The 16,833-nt window shown below is 59.5% G+C and carries 15 protein-coding genes; 8 read left to right on the top strand and 7 right to left on the bottom strand.

From position 1 onward, the window contains the following. Nucleotides 1-531: 531 nt before the first annotated feature. From EXR36_05425 to EXR36_05445, 5 genes are read right to left on the bottom strand one after another with little or no spacing between them, the layout of a single operon-like run. A complete protein-coding gene (locus tag EXR36_05425; protein ID MSQ59084.1) occupies nucleotides 532-1,509 on the bottom strand; it encodes a branched-chain amino acid ABC transporter permease in 978 nt (325 codons plus the stop codon). Then, entirely contained in the window at nucleotides 1,506-2,378 is an 873-nt protein-coding gene (locus tag EXR36_05430) for a branched-chain amino acid ABC transporter permease (protein MSQ59085.1), read from the bottom strand. Before EXR36_05430 ends, EXR36_05425 begins: the two co-directional genes overlap by 4 nt. Further along, entirely contained in the window at nucleotides 2,375-3,079 is a 705-nt protein-coding gene (locus EXR36_05435; protein MSQ59086.1) for an ABC transporter ATP-binding protein, read from the bottom strand. Before EXR36_05435 ends, EXR36_05430 begins: the two co-directional genes overlap by 4 nt. Before the next feature lie 3 nt (nucleotides 3,080-3,082). Then, entirely contained in the window at nucleotides 3,083-3,841 is a 759-nt protein-coding gene (locus tag EXR36_05440; protein MSQ59087.1) for an ABC transporter ATP-binding protein, read from the bottom strand. 26 nt (nucleotides 3,842-3,867) lie between these two features. Then, nucleotides 3,868-5,163, bottom strand: a complete 1,296-nt coding sequence (locus tag EXR36_05445) for an ABC transporter ATP-binding protein (GenBank protein MSQ59088.1) — start codon at nucleotides 5,161-5,163, stop codon at nucleotides 3,868-3,870. Between the two features lie 102 nt (nucleotides 5,164-5,265). Here EXR36_05445 and EXR36_05450 point away from each other — a divergent pair, with 102 nt between their 5' ends. Beyond that, nucleotides 5,266-6,330: an alpha/beta fold hydrolase gene (locus EXR36_05450; GenBank protein MSQ59089.1), complete on the top strand. Its 1,065-nt coding sequence runs from the start codon at nucleotides 5,266-5,268 to the stop codon at nucleotides 6,328-6,330. Here the strand turns inward: EXR36_05450 and EXR36_05455 are convergent. Together EXR36_05455 and EXR36_05460 are read right to left on the bottom strand one after the other, a co-directional pair. Next, nucleotides 6,299-8,026, bottom strand: coding sequence for an alpha/beta hydrolase (locus tag EXR36_05455; protein MSQ59090.1), 1,728 nt, complete (start codon nucleotides 8,024-8,026; stop codon nucleotides 6,299-6,301). The two genes, EXR36_05450 and EXR36_05455, sit on opposite strands and share 32 nt — an antisense overlap. Continuing rightward, nucleotides 8,023-9,132 (bottom strand): CoA transferase, encoded by a 1,110-nt coding sequence (locus EXR36_05460; protein MSQ59091.1) that lies wholly within the window; start codon nucleotides 9,130-9,132, stop codon nucleotides 8,023-8,025. The genes EXR36_05455 and EXR36_05460 overlap by 4 nt, the downstream gene beginning before the upstream one ends. A gap of 165 nt (nucleotides 9,133-9,297) precedes the next feature. Between EXR36_05460 and EXR36_05465 the strand changes: the two genes are divergently transcribed. From EXR36_05465 to EXR36_05495, 7 genes are all read left to right on the top strand, one after another. After that, nucleotides 9,298-11,397, top strand: a complete 2,100-nt coding sequence (locus EXR36_05465; GenBank protein ID MSQ59092.1) for an EAL domain-containing protein — start codon at nucleotides 9,298-9,300, stop codon at nucleotides 11,395-11,397. A 225-nt stretch (nucleotides 11,398-11,622) separates the two neighbouring features. Next, nucleotides 11,623-12,114 (top strand): hydroxyquinol 1,2-dioxygenase, encoded by a 492-nt coding sequence (locus EXR36_05470; protein ID MSQ59093.1) that lies wholly within the window; start codon nucleotides 11,623-11,625, stop codon nucleotides 12,112-12,114. A gap of 14 nt (nucleotides 12,115-12,128) precedes the next feature. Continuing rightward, nucleotides 12,129-13,133 (top strand): hydroxyquinol 1,2-dioxygenase, encoded by a 1,005-nt coding sequence (locus EXR36_05475; GenBank protein MSQ59094.1) that lies wholly within the window; start codon nucleotides 12,129-12,131, stop codon nucleotides 13,131-13,133. Between the two features lie 63 nt (nucleotides 13,134-13,196). Further along, entirely contained in the window at nucleotides 13,197-13,886 is a 690-nt protein-coding gene (locus EXR36_05480) for a 3-oxoacid CoA-transferase subunit A (protein ID MSQ59095.1), read from the top strand. Continuing rightward, on the top strand, nucleotides 13,887-14,543 hold the full coding sequence (locus EXR36_05485) for a CoA transferase subunit B (GenBank protein ID MSQ59096.1): 657 nt from the start codon (nucleotides 13,887-13,889) through the stop codon (nucleotides 14,541-14,543). After that, nucleotides 14,540-15,625, top strand: a complete 1,086-nt coding sequence (locus EXR36_05490) for a maleylacetate reductase (GenBank protein ID MSQ59097.1) — start codon at nucleotides 14,540-14,542, stop codon at nucleotides 15,623-15,625. Before EXR36_05485 ends, EXR36_05490 begins: the two co-directional genes overlap by 4 nt. After that, a complete protein-coding gene (locus EXR36_05495) occupies nucleotides 15,567-16,832 on the top strand; it encodes a hypothetical protein (protein MSQ59098.1) in 1,266 nt (421 codons plus the stop codon). Before EXR36_05490 ends, EXR36_05495 begins: the two co-directional genes overlap by 59 nt. The last annotated feature ends 1 nt before the right edge of the window (nucleotide 16,833 follow it).

Genomic DNA, 16,833 nt, shown 5'->3' on the forward strand with positions numbered 1-16,833 from the left:
GCCTTCCCTGTATTGTCGCTGTGGCTGCCGAGGACGCTGGGTTTGTCCTAGAAAGAGCTATTGCCGGCGAAGGGCGGTGTTGGCCGGCGCTCCCTATATACTAGGCCGGATTTGAATCCGAAAAGAGCGAAACATGAAGAGAATAACGAAGGCGGGCTTGAGTGGAGTAAGAACGACAATTTGAATACCGAGGATTCCGTGACGCGAAGATATTTTTCTCTAGGGTTTAGATGGGACTTCCAGTGGCTATGACGCTAGGGTTCTGGATTTTGGCAGTGCTGATGTCCCTCGCGATTCTACGTGTGAGCGGGCCAACGTTTCCCGCGAAATTTCACTTGGACGATGCTCTGGCGATGTCCCCAGCGATGAAACTCAGCGATTTCCCCGTTGTGAAACTCGTGGCTCGCGTCTCACGTTCTGGCAATGTGCAAGCTCAGCCGGGGGATTTCGAGGGAAGTGTTGCCTCCGTAAGACTCGGCACTGCTTCGTTGAACCTTGTAATCGACCGCGTGGTGCCATAACCCAGGCGGTCTACTTCGCAGTTGCCTTCGCGTGATAGCTCCACGTACCGGCCAGCGCGCCCACAATGCCCTTGGGCAGGAAGACGATGAACAGCACGAGCATCAAGCCGTAGAGGGCCGTATCGAGGCCGTGGATGGCGTTACCCCACACAATCCGCAGCGATTCGGCAAGCATCAAGGTAAAGATCGCTCCAACGGTGGGTCCCAGGCGAACGAACATGCCACCAGCAATGGCGCCAAACACCATTTGCAAGCTCACACCGATTCCGCAAACCGTCTCCGGATTGACGTAGAGTTGGTATTGGGCGTACATCACACCTCCCACGCATGTCAGCATTGCCGAGAGCAACGTTACGCCGAGCTTGAGTTTCGTGACGTTGATGCCCACCGACGCGGCAGCCTCTTCTTCTTGGCTGATGGCCTCAAGTGCCAGCCTGGCCATGGAACGGTCCACCTGCCCCCACACCCATAGGCCGAAAATCCAAAGTGCCAGCATGATATAGAACCAGGTGAATTTGGATGAGAACTGCATCGCGCTTAGCGATGCCACGCGATCCGCCAAGGCGGTTCGCGGGGTGATGCCGAGCGAGCCTCCGGTTTGGTCACGCAACGCGACGATGATCATGCGCGCCACTTCGGAAAGGGCAAGAGTGACGAGCGCGAAGTAATGGCCGACAATCTTGAGGCGAAAGCAGGGATAGCCGATCACGAAGGCCACGCCGGCGGCTACGGCAAGTGATAGGGGCAACCCGATCCAGGGCGAGAGGCCATAGTGATTCCAACCCATTACCACGCCGTAGGCGCCAATCCCCAAGAAGGCGCCGTGGCCAAGGCTCACCATGCCCAGCCGCCCCATGATCGCCCAACTTGTATAAACGAATCCCCATAACAAGCACATGATGACCAGGTGCAGCGGGTAGTCTCCGATTCCACTTAACGGAACCAGCGCCAGGGCCGCTACGCCCAGCCAGGGGAGAATGCGTCTCACGATTTCCTTCCCAGTAAGCCTTGGGGGCGCCAGAACATAGCCGCGATGAAGAACACAAAAGCGATCACGTATCCCCACTCCAGATGGAAGAAGTAACCGCCCACGGCGATGAATTGCGCGAAGATGAACGCGGCGATGAAACCGCCGATCATGTTTCCCAACCCTCCCAGTACACAGACAAGAAAAGAGACCGGCCCGAAGGAAAGGCCGATTCCGGGATGAATGTCGTATTGCAATACCAGCAAGCACGCCGCCAGGCCCGCGAGGCTGCCGCCCATGGCGGAGGTCACAATAAAGATCCAGTTGGCGTCCACCCCCATGAGGGGCATGATGCCGCGGTCTTGCGAGATGGCGCGAATGGCGGTGCCGAGGTAAGTGCGCGTCAAGAAGAAATACAAGGCGAGCATGGTGGCGAGTGCGATGAGGAAGGCGATGATGCGCGCAAGGCTGAGCGAGAGTTCGCCGAGTGCCACGGGTGGCAATTGAATACCGAGATTCTTGAATTCGATGCCGAAGGCCAAGGTGGCGGCACCTTGCAAGAAAAACAGCACGCCACCGGTGACAAGCAATTGGTTGATGGGCTCAGCCGTGAGTACAGGCCGAATGACGAACTGATGCAACGCCGCTCCCATCACCGCGACAAGCGACATACACGCCGGAAACGCCAGCCATAGAGGCCAGCCAAATACCGTGTGTAAGTAGTACACCGCATACATGCCCACCATGACCAATTCGGCGTAGCAGATCCAGACCACGTCGATGACACCTAAGACCAGGTTCAAGCCCAGGGACAAGAGTGCTAGGATGCCGCCTAGTAGCACGCCGTTGAGTACCGCCTCCAGCAGGAACACATCGAAGATTTCGTTCATAGGCCCAGGTACGCCTTTTTGACTTCGTCTTTCCGCGCGAGCTGCGCGGCGGCGCCGCTTGCCTTGATGCGGCCAGTTTCCAGAAGATAGGCGCGATCCGCGAGCTTGAGCACTTGCTGAACATTCTGCTCGACGATCAGCACCGTGTAGCCCTCCTTGATCATGGTGCGCACGGCCTCGAAGATCGATTGCACCACCACGGGTGCGAGTCCGGCCGAAGGCTCATCGAGCAGCAGCAAGCGCGGGCCTGACATGAGCGCGCGGCCGATGGCGCACATCTGTTGCTCGCCTCCCGATAGAGTGCCGGCGGGTTGCAGGCGCCGTTCCTTCATGCGCGGAAACAGCTCGTACACACGCGCCAGGCGCTCGGCGAATTTTTCTCGGGCCGCGGGACAAAACGCGCCGATACGCAAGTTATCCTCGACGCTCAAGCGCGGAAACAGGCGGCGGTTCTCCGGGACGTGCGCCATGCCGTGGCCCACCACTTGGTGCGCCGGTATCCGATTCAAGGCGGTGCCATCGAGGACCATGCTGCCGGAGGTCGTATCGATCAAGCGCGAGATCACGCGCAGCAAGGTGGTTTTCCCCGCGCCATTGGGGCCGATGACCGCGACGGTCTCCCCGGCATTGACGGCAAGGGTGACGTCGAAGAGCACCTGAAATCCGCCGTAGCCCGCGCATACGTTGGTTAGGGTGAGCACGGCTTAGCGATCCTTTCCAGCCACGCTAGCTTGCACTTCCACAGCATCGGTGCCCAGATAGACCTCGATGACCTTGGGATCGTGCGCGATCTCTTGAGGAGTGCCTTGAGCCACGATTTCTCCGTGATCCAGCACCACGCAGCGATCGGCGACGCGCATCAACACGCCCATGATGTGCTCGACCCAAATAATGGTGATGCCATGTTGCGTGCGGATTCGGTGCAACATGTCCGCTGCTTGGTCCATTTCGTGTTCGTCGAGGCCTCCCAGGGACTCGTCCGCGAGCAGCAGTTTGGGCTCCGTGGCCAGCGCACGCGCAAGCTCCAGTTTCTTTAATCCCGCGGCACCGAGAGCTTCGGTGCGCGCGTGCGAGTCCGAGGGTAGATTGACAAGTTGGAGTATCTCCGCCGCTCTCCCGAAGGCGCGCTCGCGCGAAGGGCGTTTTTGGGCCCCGTAATGCGCGGCGAGTGCTACATTTTCCAACAGAGAAAGCCTGTGGAAGGGCCGGGGAATTTGATGGGTACGAGCAATCCCCTCGTGCGCCACGCGGTAAGGCGGATATCCCGCGATCTCACGTCCTTGAAAACGCACGCAACCGGCCGACGGAGCCAGTGCACCGGCGATTAAATTGAAGGTCGTGCTCTTTCCGGAACCGTTGGGGCCAATGAGCCCCAGGATCTCTCCCTCTCTAACGTCGAAGGAAATCCCGTTGACGGCGGTGAATCCGCCGAAGCGCTTGGTCAACCCGCTGACGGATAGCATGACTCTTAAAGCCTCGCCCTTTCTCCTTACTGATTGGAAAACCGGTGCGTCTTGGGCCAGGGAAACACCGGTTCCGCGGTGCGCAGCTTGGCGGGCCACACGACCTTTGCATCGCCGCCAACGTATTGCGTGATCACGGGGTAGGAGCGTTCGTTTTGTCCCGACATCGAGTGGCCGGGCGCGTGGAATTTCACGCCATAACCTTGGATGGTGCCACCATCCGGGATGTCCGTATCCAGGGCTGCTTTGCGCAGGGCCTCCGGATCGATACCTTTGTATTTCTCGATGGCGCGCGGCAGCACGCCGGTTAAGAAGATCCACGTTTGGTTGAATCCCATGGAAACATGAGGAGGAATTTCGTCCGCCTTGGTTTGAGCCTTGTAGCGCTTGATCATCTCGGCGGTCAGTTTCACAAGCTCGGGCAATAGCGCCTTGGGATTGAGATGTTGCGCGGCGGGCGGGTCGACGCTCATGATGTTCTCGGCATCCGGGCCAAGGGCCTCATGCAGTTTGTCGAATTGGCTGTAGCCGGCGCCATGGCCAATAAGCGCCGCCCACTTCAAACCTTGTTCGCGTGCTTGGCGCCAAAACAACGTAATGTCCGGGTTGTAGCCCGTGTGCAAGATCACGTCGGCACGCGCGCGGCGAAGCTTGGTGATGAGGCTCGATAGGTCCGGCGCGGTGGCCGAATAGCCTTCCTTCAGCGCGATCTGGATTCCGAGCTTCTTGCAGACTTCCTCGTTGGCCGCGGCCACGCCGGATCCATAGGGACCGTCTTCGTACAAGATGGCGACCTTGACATCCTTCGGCTCCTTGTTGAGTTTCGTCTTGGCGTTTTCGGCGATGAACATGCAGGAGGCCGCGCCGAATTGATCGGTGTGTGCTTGCGGCCGGAAGACATAGCGCAGGTTCTTGTCCTTGAATACCGCGGAGGCTGTACAAACGTTAGCCCACATGAATTTCTTGGCGGCATCTACTTTTTGCGCCATGGGAACGCAGTGCGCGCTCGAATAAACGCCCATGATCAGATTTACTTTTTCCTGGTCTAGAAGGCGCGTGGCTTCGTTGATGGCAACCTCGGCTTTGGATTGCGCGTCGGCGTAAATCGCGTTGATCTTATAACCGGAAACGCCGCCGCGCTCATTAATCATGTCGATGGCGATCTTCGTTCCGAGGGCGGCCGCCTGCGATCCGCCTGCGGCAAACGGGCCGCTATAGTCGTAAATGACGCCGATCTTCACTTCCTGCGCCACGGCGCCAAGGCCCGCGCACGTCGCGGCCAGCGCAATGGCGAATCTCGATAAACTTCCGCCCATGATCATCCTCCCCGGATATTTACGAACCGGCGGATAATGCCTGACATCGTGGCCCGGTTCAATGCGGCCAGCCCATACCCTTAAGCGATACTCTGGAGGATAAAAGTCATGTTGCCCCAAATTCGCACTGGATTGCTTGCCATGGTGCTGGTCTTAGGCCCCGGGCTTGTAGCGCGGGCCGATGAACCCAAGATCTTCACCCTCGCCAGCTTCACCTTCGAAAATGGCAAGACCCTGAACAATATGCGCGTGGCCTACGATACCCATGGAGAGTTGAACGCGGCGCGCGACAACGCCCTATTGGTCACCCATGGCGCCAGCCAGGGGCGAAACGGATACAAGATATTCATCGGGCCGGGCAAGGCATTCGATACCAATAGGTATTTCGTCATAACGGTGGATGCCATCGGTGGCGGCGGGTCGAGTAAGCCGGCCGACGGATTGGGCGCGGAATTTCCCGCCTATGGCATTCGCGATATGGTCCGTGCGCAGTACGATCTGGTCACGAAGGGTCTGGGATTGAAGAGTTTGGTCGCGGTGGGCGGGCCGTCGATGGGCTCCTTCCAGGCGCTGGAGTGGGGCATTCACTTCCGTGACTTCATGAAGGGCCTGCTGCTCATAGTACCCAGTGCACGCAGCGACCGTCACGTGCATGCCATCTTCGATGCGGTGATCAGCACCATAAAATTGGATGGCAAGTGGAACTCCGGGAACTACACCGAGAACCCAGTGGATGGCATCGTCACGGCTGGCATGATCTACTTTCCATGGCTCTACAGCGATGAGCATCTCAATACGCTGGTGAGCGACGAGGACTACCAGAAAGCGCAGCGTGCTTTCGGCGCAGGCTGGGCCAAGGTGTGGGATGCCCGCGGCTTGATCTACCGTTACCAAGCCACGGCAAAGCACGATGTTTCGCAACCCTTCGGCGGAGATATGGCGGATTCTCTGGGCCGGATCAAGGCCAAAACGCTCATCATGCCCGGCATGACGGACCGGACGCTACCCAGTTACATGGGGCGCGAGATTTATCGTGGCGTGAAGAATAGCGTGTACGTGGAAATCCCTTCCTACCTGGGGCATATCGCCTGTTGTCCCAGTAGCGAGGACACCGCGGAATATGTCTTTATTTCCGCTCAGATCAAGCGATTTCTGGCGGATTTGGCTCGCTAGGGGGTGTCATTTCGAACCCGCCCCGGGGGCGGCGCGTTCCTCGCGCGCCTTGTTCACCAGATCTAACAGCGGTTCTCGCGCCGCCTCGGCGATCAGGTTTGTTTTCACGCCTACCATGCTGGCGGCGAGCGCTTGCTGAAAGACAAAGCGTCTCCATACTTCGGGGGGGGTAATCCTCTAAAGGCAGGCCAAGGCCACCTTGTTTGGCGCCATCTTCGACGCGATTGTGATGCGCCAGGGAACCTATCCCGCGCAAGGTATGGCAAGACAGGCAGCCGTTGGTGTAAGTCAGCACGGGTTTGAGGCTCTCGGGCAGATTGGGAAAAGCTTGCAGAGGGGAAGTTTCCGCCAAGCTAAAGCTGCTGGCGGTGAGGCTCATACCGGCGCTGAAGCGCAGCCTCAGATGTTCAGGCGGCGCCTTGCGCACATAGAGCATGCCGCCCAGTCCACGATAGACGGAGGGCAGGGGCTTCTTGCGATCGACCCACGAATATTCCCGCTTGTTGCGATAGGGTACCACGAAGCGAAACAGATCTTTTTCGTCGTCGATGCCCACCACGATGGCAGCGTCGAGGTCAATCAGTTCCTGCAAGGGCCAGTAGTAGTTTTCGTTGCGTGTGTTGACGGTGCGCAGCCACCTGCCTTTGCCAGAGAGCGTTTTGATCAATTCCGCCACGGGTATGGCGTGATATGTCTTCAGCGGCATGGCCGCCAACTGGTAGCGGTGTTCCAGAATATGCGCGAACAAGAACTCCTGAAAACGATCATCGGCGGGATAGGACCGGATCAGGTCACTGTGCTGGCTCCAAAACGATAGGGAGGACAAAGGTGGCGAGAAAAACAAATGTTGGTCGGCGTCCACAAGCAAGCGTAGCGATTCGTCCATGGGCTTGACGCCGGTGAAGTCCATTACCAGATCTCGGCTAATGGCGTTTTCTTCGGCGCCAAGGCTGGCGATGGACTGGTGATTGGTACCGGGTACGGTTTGGTAGATCACCTGCGCGCCCGAGCGGTGCAATCGCAGCGCAAAGGCCTGTGCATCGCGGGCGAAGCCGTCGAGATCGCGTTCTCCCGCCAGGATGAGAAAGCGCATTCGAGGCCTATCGAGAATGGCGCTTGAGGGGAACGGTTCCTTGAACGCCGCGCCGATGAATTCCGCTACCTGTCCTTGGCGGGCAGGGCCGCCAAGATCGTGTAGCCCGCTCAGCGTGATGACGCCGGCGATGTCCGAAGTGCCCAGACCGAAGGTACGGAGGACGTCCGGGTCGAAGACAGGCCTGCTTACGATGAATCCGCCGGAAGAATGGCCCACCAGAAAGATGCGCCGGGTGTCGATTCGATAGCGGCTGGCCTCCCTCTTGAGCAGCGCCATCGCCGCCGCCACATCTTGCAGAGGCGCCGGCCAGGGTGCGCCGGATAGCGAACGCGTCCGAACAACGGCCACGGCGGCGCCCTCGAAGCGCAGTTTGCTGCTGCCGTCGGCGAACTTGAAAAAGCGCTCATCGAGCGCTCCCCAGAATCCCCCTGGCACATAGATCAACAGCGGCGCGGCGTCCTGGCCGGCCGGGAGGTAGAGATTGAGGCGCTGTGCGGCGTGCGAACCGTAGGGTAGGCCGAGAAAAAAATCATCTCCGGCGTGGGCGCTAGAGCCTGCTAGCCACACCAGGAGGAGTGTTATGCGGGTTATCTCAATCATGCGAGCAGATCGTTATCCTCTCCCAGCGTGGGGTAGCGCACTTCGGCGCGAGAGTCGCGTAGTGTATCGGCAACGGGCACGCAGCCGGCCATGAGCGTCCCGCCGGCCGCGCTGGTCACCTTACGGGTGAATAGCCCGCGCCCCAGGTAGTGCGAGTCGTTCAACGCGTCACTGACGTTGCGCACGAGATTGCAACAAGCATCCTTTCCTTCGAGGCGCTTCAACCACTCCACGGCGGAGCGTTGCGAAATGAGTTCCGCGACCGCGCGCCGGGTGGCCTGGGCATCCTTGCTATCGTCGCGCAAGCGGGCGGGGAGTTCGATGACTTCGCAGAACACGCTCCAGAAACGGTCTTCCAGGGGAGCGGCCGCGAGGAATTGGCCATCGGCCGTGCGGTAGACTTGGTAGCGGGGGCTTCCCCCGGAGAGCATTTCCTGCCCGGGCCGCGGCCATTTTCCGGTGGTATTTCCCGTGCCCATGGCCCATAACATGAAAGGAAACAGGCAGTCCGTCATGGAGATGTCGATGTAACAGCCTTTGTGCGTGCGATCGCGCTGGCGCAAGGCGAGCAATATGTTCATGACGGCGGGGTACGAGCCTCCCGCGATGTCGGCGACCAGGGCCGGGGGAACGACCGGCGCGCCGTAGCTGCCTGCGGCGAGGGCGAGCATTCCAGTGTCGGCTTGGTAGTTCAAGTCATGGGCGGCGATGGGGGACTTGGGTCCGTGCTGCCCGTAGCCGGTGATGGAGCAGTAGATCAATCCCGCATTGATTTCTCGCAACGCTTTGTATCCCAATCCCAGGCGCTCCATGACGCCTGGCCGAAATTGTTCGACCAACACGTCGGCGGTCTCCAGCAGGGGAAGCAGGCGTGTCTTGGCGTTGGGAGCTTTCAGATCGAGGGCCACGGAGCGCTTGCCCCGGTTGAGCATGGCGAAGGACGCACTCGTGCCGCCGAAGCGCGGTTCGTAACGGCGCATATCCTCGCCGTCCGGGCGTTCCACCTTGATCACCTGTGCCCCGGCTTCGGCTAGGAGCAAGGTGGCCATGGGCCCGGGCAGCAAGGTGCTGAAGTCGAGAACACGGATTCCTGAGAGAGGAAGCATGTAAAGGCCTGTTAACTACTGAAGGGAAGCCGATTCTAAGAGGAATATTCCAAGCCGGCCGCTAAAGTCCCGGCGCGGGCAGTCGAATATCCAGTACCGGCGTCACGCCGGGCGCTCGCGCGCCAGAGGTGGAATTTGGTTGAAGATGAATCTCTCAAGATAACAATGCCCAGATTATTCGAGCGCCTTCGCGGTGGGTCCTTGGCCCACAAGATTCTTCTCATCAATGGCTTGGTGGTGCTTATCTGTGGCTTGCTCGCCTTGTGGTTGATGCTGTCGAACCAGCACCGGCTGGCGCGCGCCCAGTGGTTGAGTAGCGCTCATCTCACCACGAGCGTCGTTGCCCAGGGGTTGTCCGATGCCTTGGCCGCCAAGAGACCGACCGAAGTCCGTGCATTGCTCAATTCCTTGCTGGTGAGACCACAGGTCCGGGGCGCGGCGGTGTTCGGCGCGCATGGAAACTTGCTCTTCAGTTCAGGGCAAGGACTTGAGTTTCCTCAAACGCGAAGCGTGCAGGGCCAGGAGGCTGTAATGAGCGATCTCTTGGAAGCCCATGCCTCTCTCACCACGAATGGGCGCAACTTAGGCACACTAGTGATCAGGGCGGACGAGTACGGCTTGTATCGCGCGGTGATCGATGATGCCTATCCCCTTCTGGTCATGGCGGGGTCAGGCCTCGTGATGCTCATGCTCATGATCTGGATGTTGATTCCCATGGCGATGCGCAGGCTGGGTCAGTTGGCCGATGTCATGGGAGCGGTCACACGCGACGCGAATTATGACGTCAGAGCGCCGGTGAAAGGGACGGATGAGACAGCCCAGCTCGCCCGTGCTTTCAATAGCATGCTCGATCAAATTCAAATTCGGGAAGGTAAGCTTCGCGAGGAACTCTCAGAGCGGCGCAAAGCACAACAGCAGACTGCCTACGTGGCAAACCACGATTTCGTGACGGGATTGCCCAACCGCCGGTTCTTCACCGAAGCCATTGGTCATTCGCTCGAAAAGATTAAACAAGGCGGCGAGAATATCGGCGTGGTGATCGTGGACATCGATAATTTCAAGAGGATCAACGATTCGTTCGGTCACCAGGCCGGTGACCGGATATTGGCCGAGGTGGGAAGCCGGTTACGCCAGAAATTGCGCTCCGCCGATCTCGTTTGCCGTCTGGGCGGAAATCAATTTGCCGTGTTGCTAGGCTCCGCGGCCAGCGCCCCGCAGGCCACGGACTTGGGCGAACGTGCGTTGCAAGCCATCCTCAAGCCCTTTGTCCTGGAGGGGAGGGAAGTGGAGCTCGGAGCCAGTGCTGGTATCGCGCTCGCGCTTAAGGACTCCACTCCCGAGGAGTTGCTGCGCAATGCGGAAGCGGCGCTGCATGACGCCAAAGCCTCGGGCAAGGGGAGTGTGCGTTTGTTCCGCCCCTACATGATCGACCGCGTCAAACAGCGCTTGAGCTTGGAGCAAGCCTTGAAGACGGCATTGGAGCAAGAGACATTCACCTTGCACTACCAACCGCAAGTCGGTGCGAAGACGCAAAAGCTCCTGGGCGTGGAAGCCTTGATTCGCTGGCGCCATCCCAAGTTGGGAGAGATCCCGCCTGCCCAGTTCATCCCCTTGGCCGAGGAAACCGGAATCATCGTTCCACTGGGCGCTTGGGTCTTGCGCCAAGCATGCGCGGATGCCCATGCATGGCAATCCCAGGGTTTAAGCGGCGTGGGGGTGGCGGTCAATGTATCGGCAAGGCAGTTTCATGAACCCGGGTTCGTGGAAACAGTGCTGGCAACCCTTCGACAAACCCGTCTCAACGGTAGTCTGCTGGAATTGGAGCTTACCGAAAGCATGCTGCTCGATCGTAACGGGTTGCATATCGCGGAACTCGCCGCCCTACGGGAGCAAGGCGTATCGTTTGCTATCGATGATTTCGGCACCGGGTATTCTTCCTTGTCCGTACTCAAGCATTTTTCCTTGCAACGCTTGAAGATCGACCGCGGCTTCGTCAAGAATATTCCCTACGAGAGCGACGACGTGGCCATCGCCAGCGCGGTCATTGCCATGGGCCATAAGATGGGACTGGAGGTGGTGGCGGAAGGAGTGGAGACGCAGTCTCAGTACGAATATCTCAAGGATCAAGCGTGCGACCGAATTCAGGGCTATCTATTCTCAAAGCCTCTTCCTTTGGAGGAACTGCTGGCCAAGTACGCGGTGCGCGGCGCCGAGCCGGAGCATCAAGGCGAGCAGCGCGAACCGAAGTTGGTGTTCTCGAGATAGCCTCAACGGCCGCTCGCGGCCAATGCGGAGATTGCCGCGGCAGTGTCCTTGAGGGGCGGCAACACTTCTTGTAATAGCTTCTGCACCGGCCAGCGCCGTCCCGTAACGGTCTTGACAGGCTTTTGAGGTTAGGCATAAAGTGCCCATGGTGTTCGTATTCCGAACTATTGTTCGCAATGCGAACACTTTATCAATAAGACAAGGCATCAAGCAAGGAGGAGTGCCATGAAGACCGTCTTCGGCTCATTGAGCCATTTCGAGAAGGGCCGGGTCGAGGTGATCGACGACAACGCCAAGAACTACGCCTTTTCCAATGTCTTCGAGATTTGCTCGAAGTCCAAGCCCTACGAGAAGGTGGTGATGGGCATCAATCAAATCTACGTGCTGGAAGCTATCCGGGCCGAAGGGAGTTCGCCCTGGTTTAGCTGCGCTCATGACGAGTTCGTGCTCAACATGGATGGCGAGGTCTATGTGCATATGGTGAAGCTGGACCGTCCCGCCGTGGCCAACCCGGAGAAAAATGGCGCTATCCAATTGAACGGCGAGCCGGCCGGCAAGAAAATGGGATGGATGAAATTGAAACGCGGCCACCAGGGCATGCTGCCCGCGAACTGCGCCTACCAATTTCGCGCCGCGAAGCCAGCCGCGCTCGTTCTGCAAACCACCCTGGGCGATCTGTCCGTGCAGAAGTGGGCGCTGATCTGCCAGGCCGCTTGATAGGAGGAATGTTCATGAATGCCCCTGTAGAGACCTTAAAGGCGCGATCCTCGCCTCCCAACTTGCATGGCTACAAGAGTTACCGGCTCGGCCAATTCGAGTTCAGCCGCGACGAGTATTTCGCCCACATCCGCTGGACGGGACGTAATGGCAAGTCAATGAGCCACAGCACCGATATTGGAAATTTCTTGCGCCCGCTCATGCGCGACGTGGCTTGGGGATTCTTCTATGGTTACGTCAATTTCGACGATGTGTTCGGCACCTGCAATAAGTACACGTCCGTGGATGTCTACGCCGGCACGTACAACGGCCAGTTCAGTAAATCCGAAGTGGACTTGCTACAAAATTTCCCCACCGAGGAAGTGCGCGCCACCTTCGTGGAGATGCTGGAGGATTGGGTGAACGAGGGTTACGATCCCTTCGCCGCGCCCCAGGAAACTGGTTCGCCCTATGGCCCCAAGCGCGGTGAGAACTTGAAAGCTCTGCGCCGCGTACGCCAACTGGCCAAGCGCTGTGTAGGATTGAAAGGCGATCTCGCCGTGCGTACGGACGACATGGGCTATCCGGTGAACCGCGCCTTCGCCGACGTGCCGCAAGATTATCCGGAATTGCACCCGGAACCCGGATTCGAGAACGAGGTGCACGCCTTCAACCTCTTTGCTTACCTCTCGCGCTCGGATGTGACCTGGAACCCTTCCTTCACCTCGGTGGTGAAGTACAGCTTCTGTTGCCCCACCACGGAAGAGCACATCTTGCCCGTGATTCACGGCAACGACCGCGTGGAGTGGTTCTTTCAGATGTGCGACGAGATTCACTGGAATTCCGGAGACAAGAAAACCGGCGCGCCGCGTGCGCGGGTGATCATGAAAGCGGGCGATATGGCCGCCATGCCCGCCGATTGCCGCCATCAAGGCTTCTCGCCCAAACGCTCCATGCTGCTGGTGTGGGAGAACGGTTCCCCGCAAGTGGTCCACGACATCGAAGCCGGGAAGTCGCCGGTGAATCCGGTGAGTTTTTGAAGAAGAAGGGAGGCGGGAGAGGGGAGGAGTGAGGAGAACTGCTTTTCCCTAGCCCCTAGAAAAATGATCGACAAAATCGTCTCATCCATCACCGAAGCCGTCTGCGGTATCCACGACGGGGCCACCATCATGATCGGGGGCTTCGGGGGTTCGGGCATGCCTAGCGAACTGATCGACGGTTTGATCGCGCAAGGGGCCAAGGACCTCACCATCGTCAATAACAACGCGGGTAATGGCGAGACGGGTTTGGCTGCGCTGTTGAAAGCCAAGCGTGTGCGCAAGATTCTGTGTTCCTTTCCGCGCCAAGTGGATTCTCATCACTTTGACGCCCTCTACCGTTCGGGCGAGGTTGTGTTGGAGTTGGTGCCGCAAGGCAATTTGGCGGAACGCATTCGCGCGGCGGGAGCGGGAATCGGCGGGTTTTTTACTCCCACGGGTTATGGCACCGAGTTAGCGAAGGGCAAGGAAACGCGCATCATAGATGGCAAGGGTTACGTCTATGAGACGCCCATCCATGCGGATTTCTGCCTGGTCAAGGCGGAGAAGGCCGACCGTCTTGGCAATTTGGTATTTCGTAAGGCGGGGCGCAATTTTGGCCCCATCATGGCGGCGGCGGCTCAATGCGCCGTCGTGCAAGTCAATGAAATCGTCGCGGTGGGCGCATTGGATCCGGAGGCGATCGTGTCTCCTGGAATATATGTAGATAGGGTGGTGCATGTCCCGCGCGCGCCTAAACTTCAGGCGGTGGCCTAGATGAAAAAACTGACCCGTGACGAAATCGCCGCGCGCGTGGCGCGCGACATTCCCGAAGGCGCCTACGTCAATTTGGGCATCGGGCTTCCCACCCTGGTGGGCAATCATCTGCCCAAGGGGAAGGAGATTTTCTTGCATAGCGAGAACGGTATCCTGGGCATGGGTCCGGCCCCGGCGCCCGGTGAAGAGGATGAAGATCTCATCAACGCCGGCAAACAACCCATCACACTGCTGCCTGGCGCGGCCTTCTTTCATCACGCCGATTCCTTCGCCATGATGCGCGGCGGCCATCTCGATATCTGCGTGCTGGGGGCTTTCCAGGTTTCGGTGGAAGGCGACCTCGCTAACTGGAGTACGGGCGAACCCGGTGCCATTCCCGCGGTGGGGGGGGCCATGGATCTGGCGGCGGGTGCCAAGCAGGTGTTCATCATGATGGAACACTTGACGAAGAAAGGGGAGAGCAAAATCGTTCCGCGGTGCACCTATCCCCTGACTGGCATCAAGTGCGTGAGCCGAATCTACACGGATCTCGCGGTGATCGGTGTCACGCCTCACGGCTTGGTGGCGCATGAATGGGTGGAAGGATTGAGCCTGGAAGAGTTGATTCGTCTGACTGGCGTGCCGCTCTCGACCCTGCCACGGCAGGCGCGCGCGTGAAGCATTTCGTCTACACCGCTCACACCGCGCGCGTCGTCTTTGGCGTGGATAGTTTGCGGCACTTGCAACGAGAGATCGAACTGCTGGGCGCGGCGCGTGCGTTGGTGTTGAGTACACCTGAGCAGCGCGCGGCCGCCGAGGATATTTCCTCGCGCCTGGGTTCGCGCGCCGCGGGCATCTACTCCAAGGCAGTAATGCACGTACCCATCGAAACAGCCGAGGCCGCGCGCGCGGTAGCCAAGGAGTTGAAAGCCGATTGCTGTGTAGCCGTGGGAGGGGGTTCCACCATAGGCTTGGGCAAAGCCATCGCGTTGACCAGCAATTTGCCTATTCTCGCTATTCCCACCACCTTCGCCGGTTCCGAGATGACGCCCATCTACGGCATCACCGCGCAAGGCCAGAAGAAAACCGGGCGCGATCCCCGCGTTTTGCCCAAGACCGTGATATACGACCCGAACCTGCTGGCGACACTTCCCGCGAAGATCGCGGGGCCCAGCGGCATGAACGCCATTGCCCATTGCTCGGAGGCGTTGTACGCGCAGGAGGCCAATCCCATCGCCTCCAATATGGCGGAGGAAGGTATTCGCGCCCTGGCGCGAGGGTTACCGCTCATCGTGCGAGATGCGCGCAATCTGGATGCAAAGTCAGATGCGCTCTACGGCGCATGGCTCGCGGGCACTTGTCTGGGGCAGGTGGGCATGGCGCTGCATCATAAACTTTGCCACACGCTGGGAGGCAGCTTCAATTTGCCGCACGCGGAGACCCACACCGTCGTCCTGCCTCACGCTTTGGCCTACAACCGCGGAGCCGCGCTCGAGGCCATGGCGCGTATCGCCGGCGCGTTAGGGGCAGTCGATGCGGCCCAGGGTGTTTACGATCTCGCGGAATCTCTAGGCACGCCGCTTTCGCTCAAGGATCTCGGCATGCGCGAGGACGGCCTGGACCGCGCCGCGGACATTGCGACCACCGATCCCTACTGGAATCCACGCCCCATCGAGCGCGAGGCCATTCGAAAATTGCTGGATGACGCATTCTGGGGACGGCGGCCAGCTTATACCTGTAGACTACACCACGATAAGTAGTGTTGGAGGAGGCATCGCAGTGCGGACCACGACTGTAAGAAGACCCAGCGAGCATGCCGTTCGGGCGAAATCCATCGCCGGCGATCTTGCAAAGGGTGCGCTCGAAACCATCGCCGCTCGCAAGCTCATCAAGCAAAGTGTCGGGCTCATTCGCGAGGCGGGCCTCACCAAGGTGCTGCAACCCAGGCGCTGCGGCGGCTGGGAAGCGAGTTTGCACGATCATATCGACGTGGTGGAAGAAGTAGCCTACGGCTGCGGTTCCACCGGCTGGTGCCTGGGCGTGTACCAGGCCCACTCGTGGTTGCTGGGATCTTTCGTTGCGCGCGCGCAAGACGATGTCTATGGCGCCAATCCCAACGCCATCGTCTCCGCCGTGATCGGGCCGCGCGGCCAGGCGCGCAAGGTTCAAGGGGGCTACAAGCTCTCCGGCTTCTGGCCCTTTTGCTCGGGTTGCCATCACTCCGATTGGGTGCTGCTGGGCGAGATGGTGATGGGGGATGATGACGCCATTCTCGACAGCGGCGTCATGGCGATACCGGCCCGCGAAGTAAACATTCAAGACGACTGGTACACGGGCGGGCTCACGGGCACCGGCAGCAATAGCGTGACGGTGAAGGATCTGTTCGTGCCCGAGCACCGTTTCTTGTCCGTGCCCGCCGCCATCGAAGGCAAGACGCCGGGCGCGCACTTGCACGGCACCCCTCTTTACCGGTCCGCCGCCGTGCCCGCGTTGGCCTTGTTCATTTGTAGCGCCGCGCTCGGCATGAGCCGGCGTGCGCTGGACAGCTTCATCGCTCGCTTGCCAGGGCGCATCGTGGCCTACACCTTTGGCGACAAGCAGATGGATCTCGCGGTGACTCACATCGAGGTGGCGGAAGCGGCCACCAAACTCGACGCCGCACGCTTGATTCTGCATGGCATGGTGGACGAAGTGGAAGCCTACGCCAACCAAGGCGCGCAAATGCCCTTGGAGCGGCGCGCCAAGGCCCGCATGGATTGCGCCTACGCGGTGCGCTTGTGTCTGGAGTCCACCCAGACGTTGTACATTGCCACCGGCGGCAGCGGGTTGGATGAGAAGAGCCCGGTGCATCTGGCGCAGAAGGATTTGCACGCCATCAACATGCATGGGCTGCTCAGCATGAAGACCAATCTGGAGATGTACGGGCGCGTGTTGCTGGGGATGTCCCCGAATTCACCGGTTGTGTAAT

Source organism: Betaproteobacteria bacterium (genome assembly GCA_009693245.1).
In the GTDB taxonomy this organism is placed as follows: domain Bacteria; phylum Pseudomonadota; class Gammaproteobacteria; order Burkholderiales; family SHXO01; genus SHXO01.

Coding starts and splice junctions, on each gene's coding strand:
- EXR36_05430 (MSQ59085.1), bottom strand. CDS start 2,378: ATGAACGAAATCTTCGATGTGTTCCTGCTGGAGGCGGTACTCAACGGC.
- EXR36_05440 (MSQ59087.1), bottom strand. CDS start 3,841: ATGCTATCCGTCAGCGGGTTGACCAAGCGCTTCGGCGGATTCACCGCC.
- EXR36_05445 (MSQ59088.1), bottom strand. CDS start 5,163: ATGATCATGGGCGGAAGTTTATCGAGATTCGCCATTGCGCTGGCCGCG.
- EXR36_05450 (MSQ59089.1), top strand. CDS start 5,266: ATGTTGCCCCAAATTCGCACTGGATTGCTTGCCATGGTGCTGGTCTTA.
- EXR36_05455 (MSQ59090.1), bottom strand. CDS start 8,026: ATGATTGAGATAACCCGCATAACACTCCTCCTGGTGTGGCTAGCAGGC.
- EXR36_05460 (MSQ59091.1), bottom strand. CDS start 9,132: ATGCTTCCTCTCTCAGGAATCCGTGTTCTCGACTTCAGCACCTTGCTG.
- EXR36_05465 (MSQ59092.1), top strand. CDS start 9,298: ATGCCCAGATTATTCGAGCGCCTTCGCGGTGGGTCCTTGGCCCACAAG.
- EXR36_05470 (MSQ59093.1), top strand. CDS start 11,623: ATGAAGACCGTCTTCGGCTCATTGAGCCATTTCGAGAAGGGCCGGGTC.
- EXR36_05475 (MSQ59094.1), top strand. CDS start 12,129: ATGAATGCCCCTGTAGAGACCTTAAAGGCGCGATCCTCGCCTCCCAAC.
- EXR36_05480 (MSQ59095.1), top strand. CDS start 13,197: ATGATCGACAAAATCGTCTCATCCATCACCGAAGCCGTCTGCGGTATC.
- EXR36_05485 (MSQ59096.1), top strand. CDS start 13,887: ATGAAAAAACTGACCCGTGACGAAATCGCCGCGCGCGTGGCGCGCGAC.
- EXR36_05495 (MSQ59098.1), top strand. CDS start 15,567: ATGACGCATTCTGGGGACGGCGGCCAGCTTATACCTGTAGACTACACC.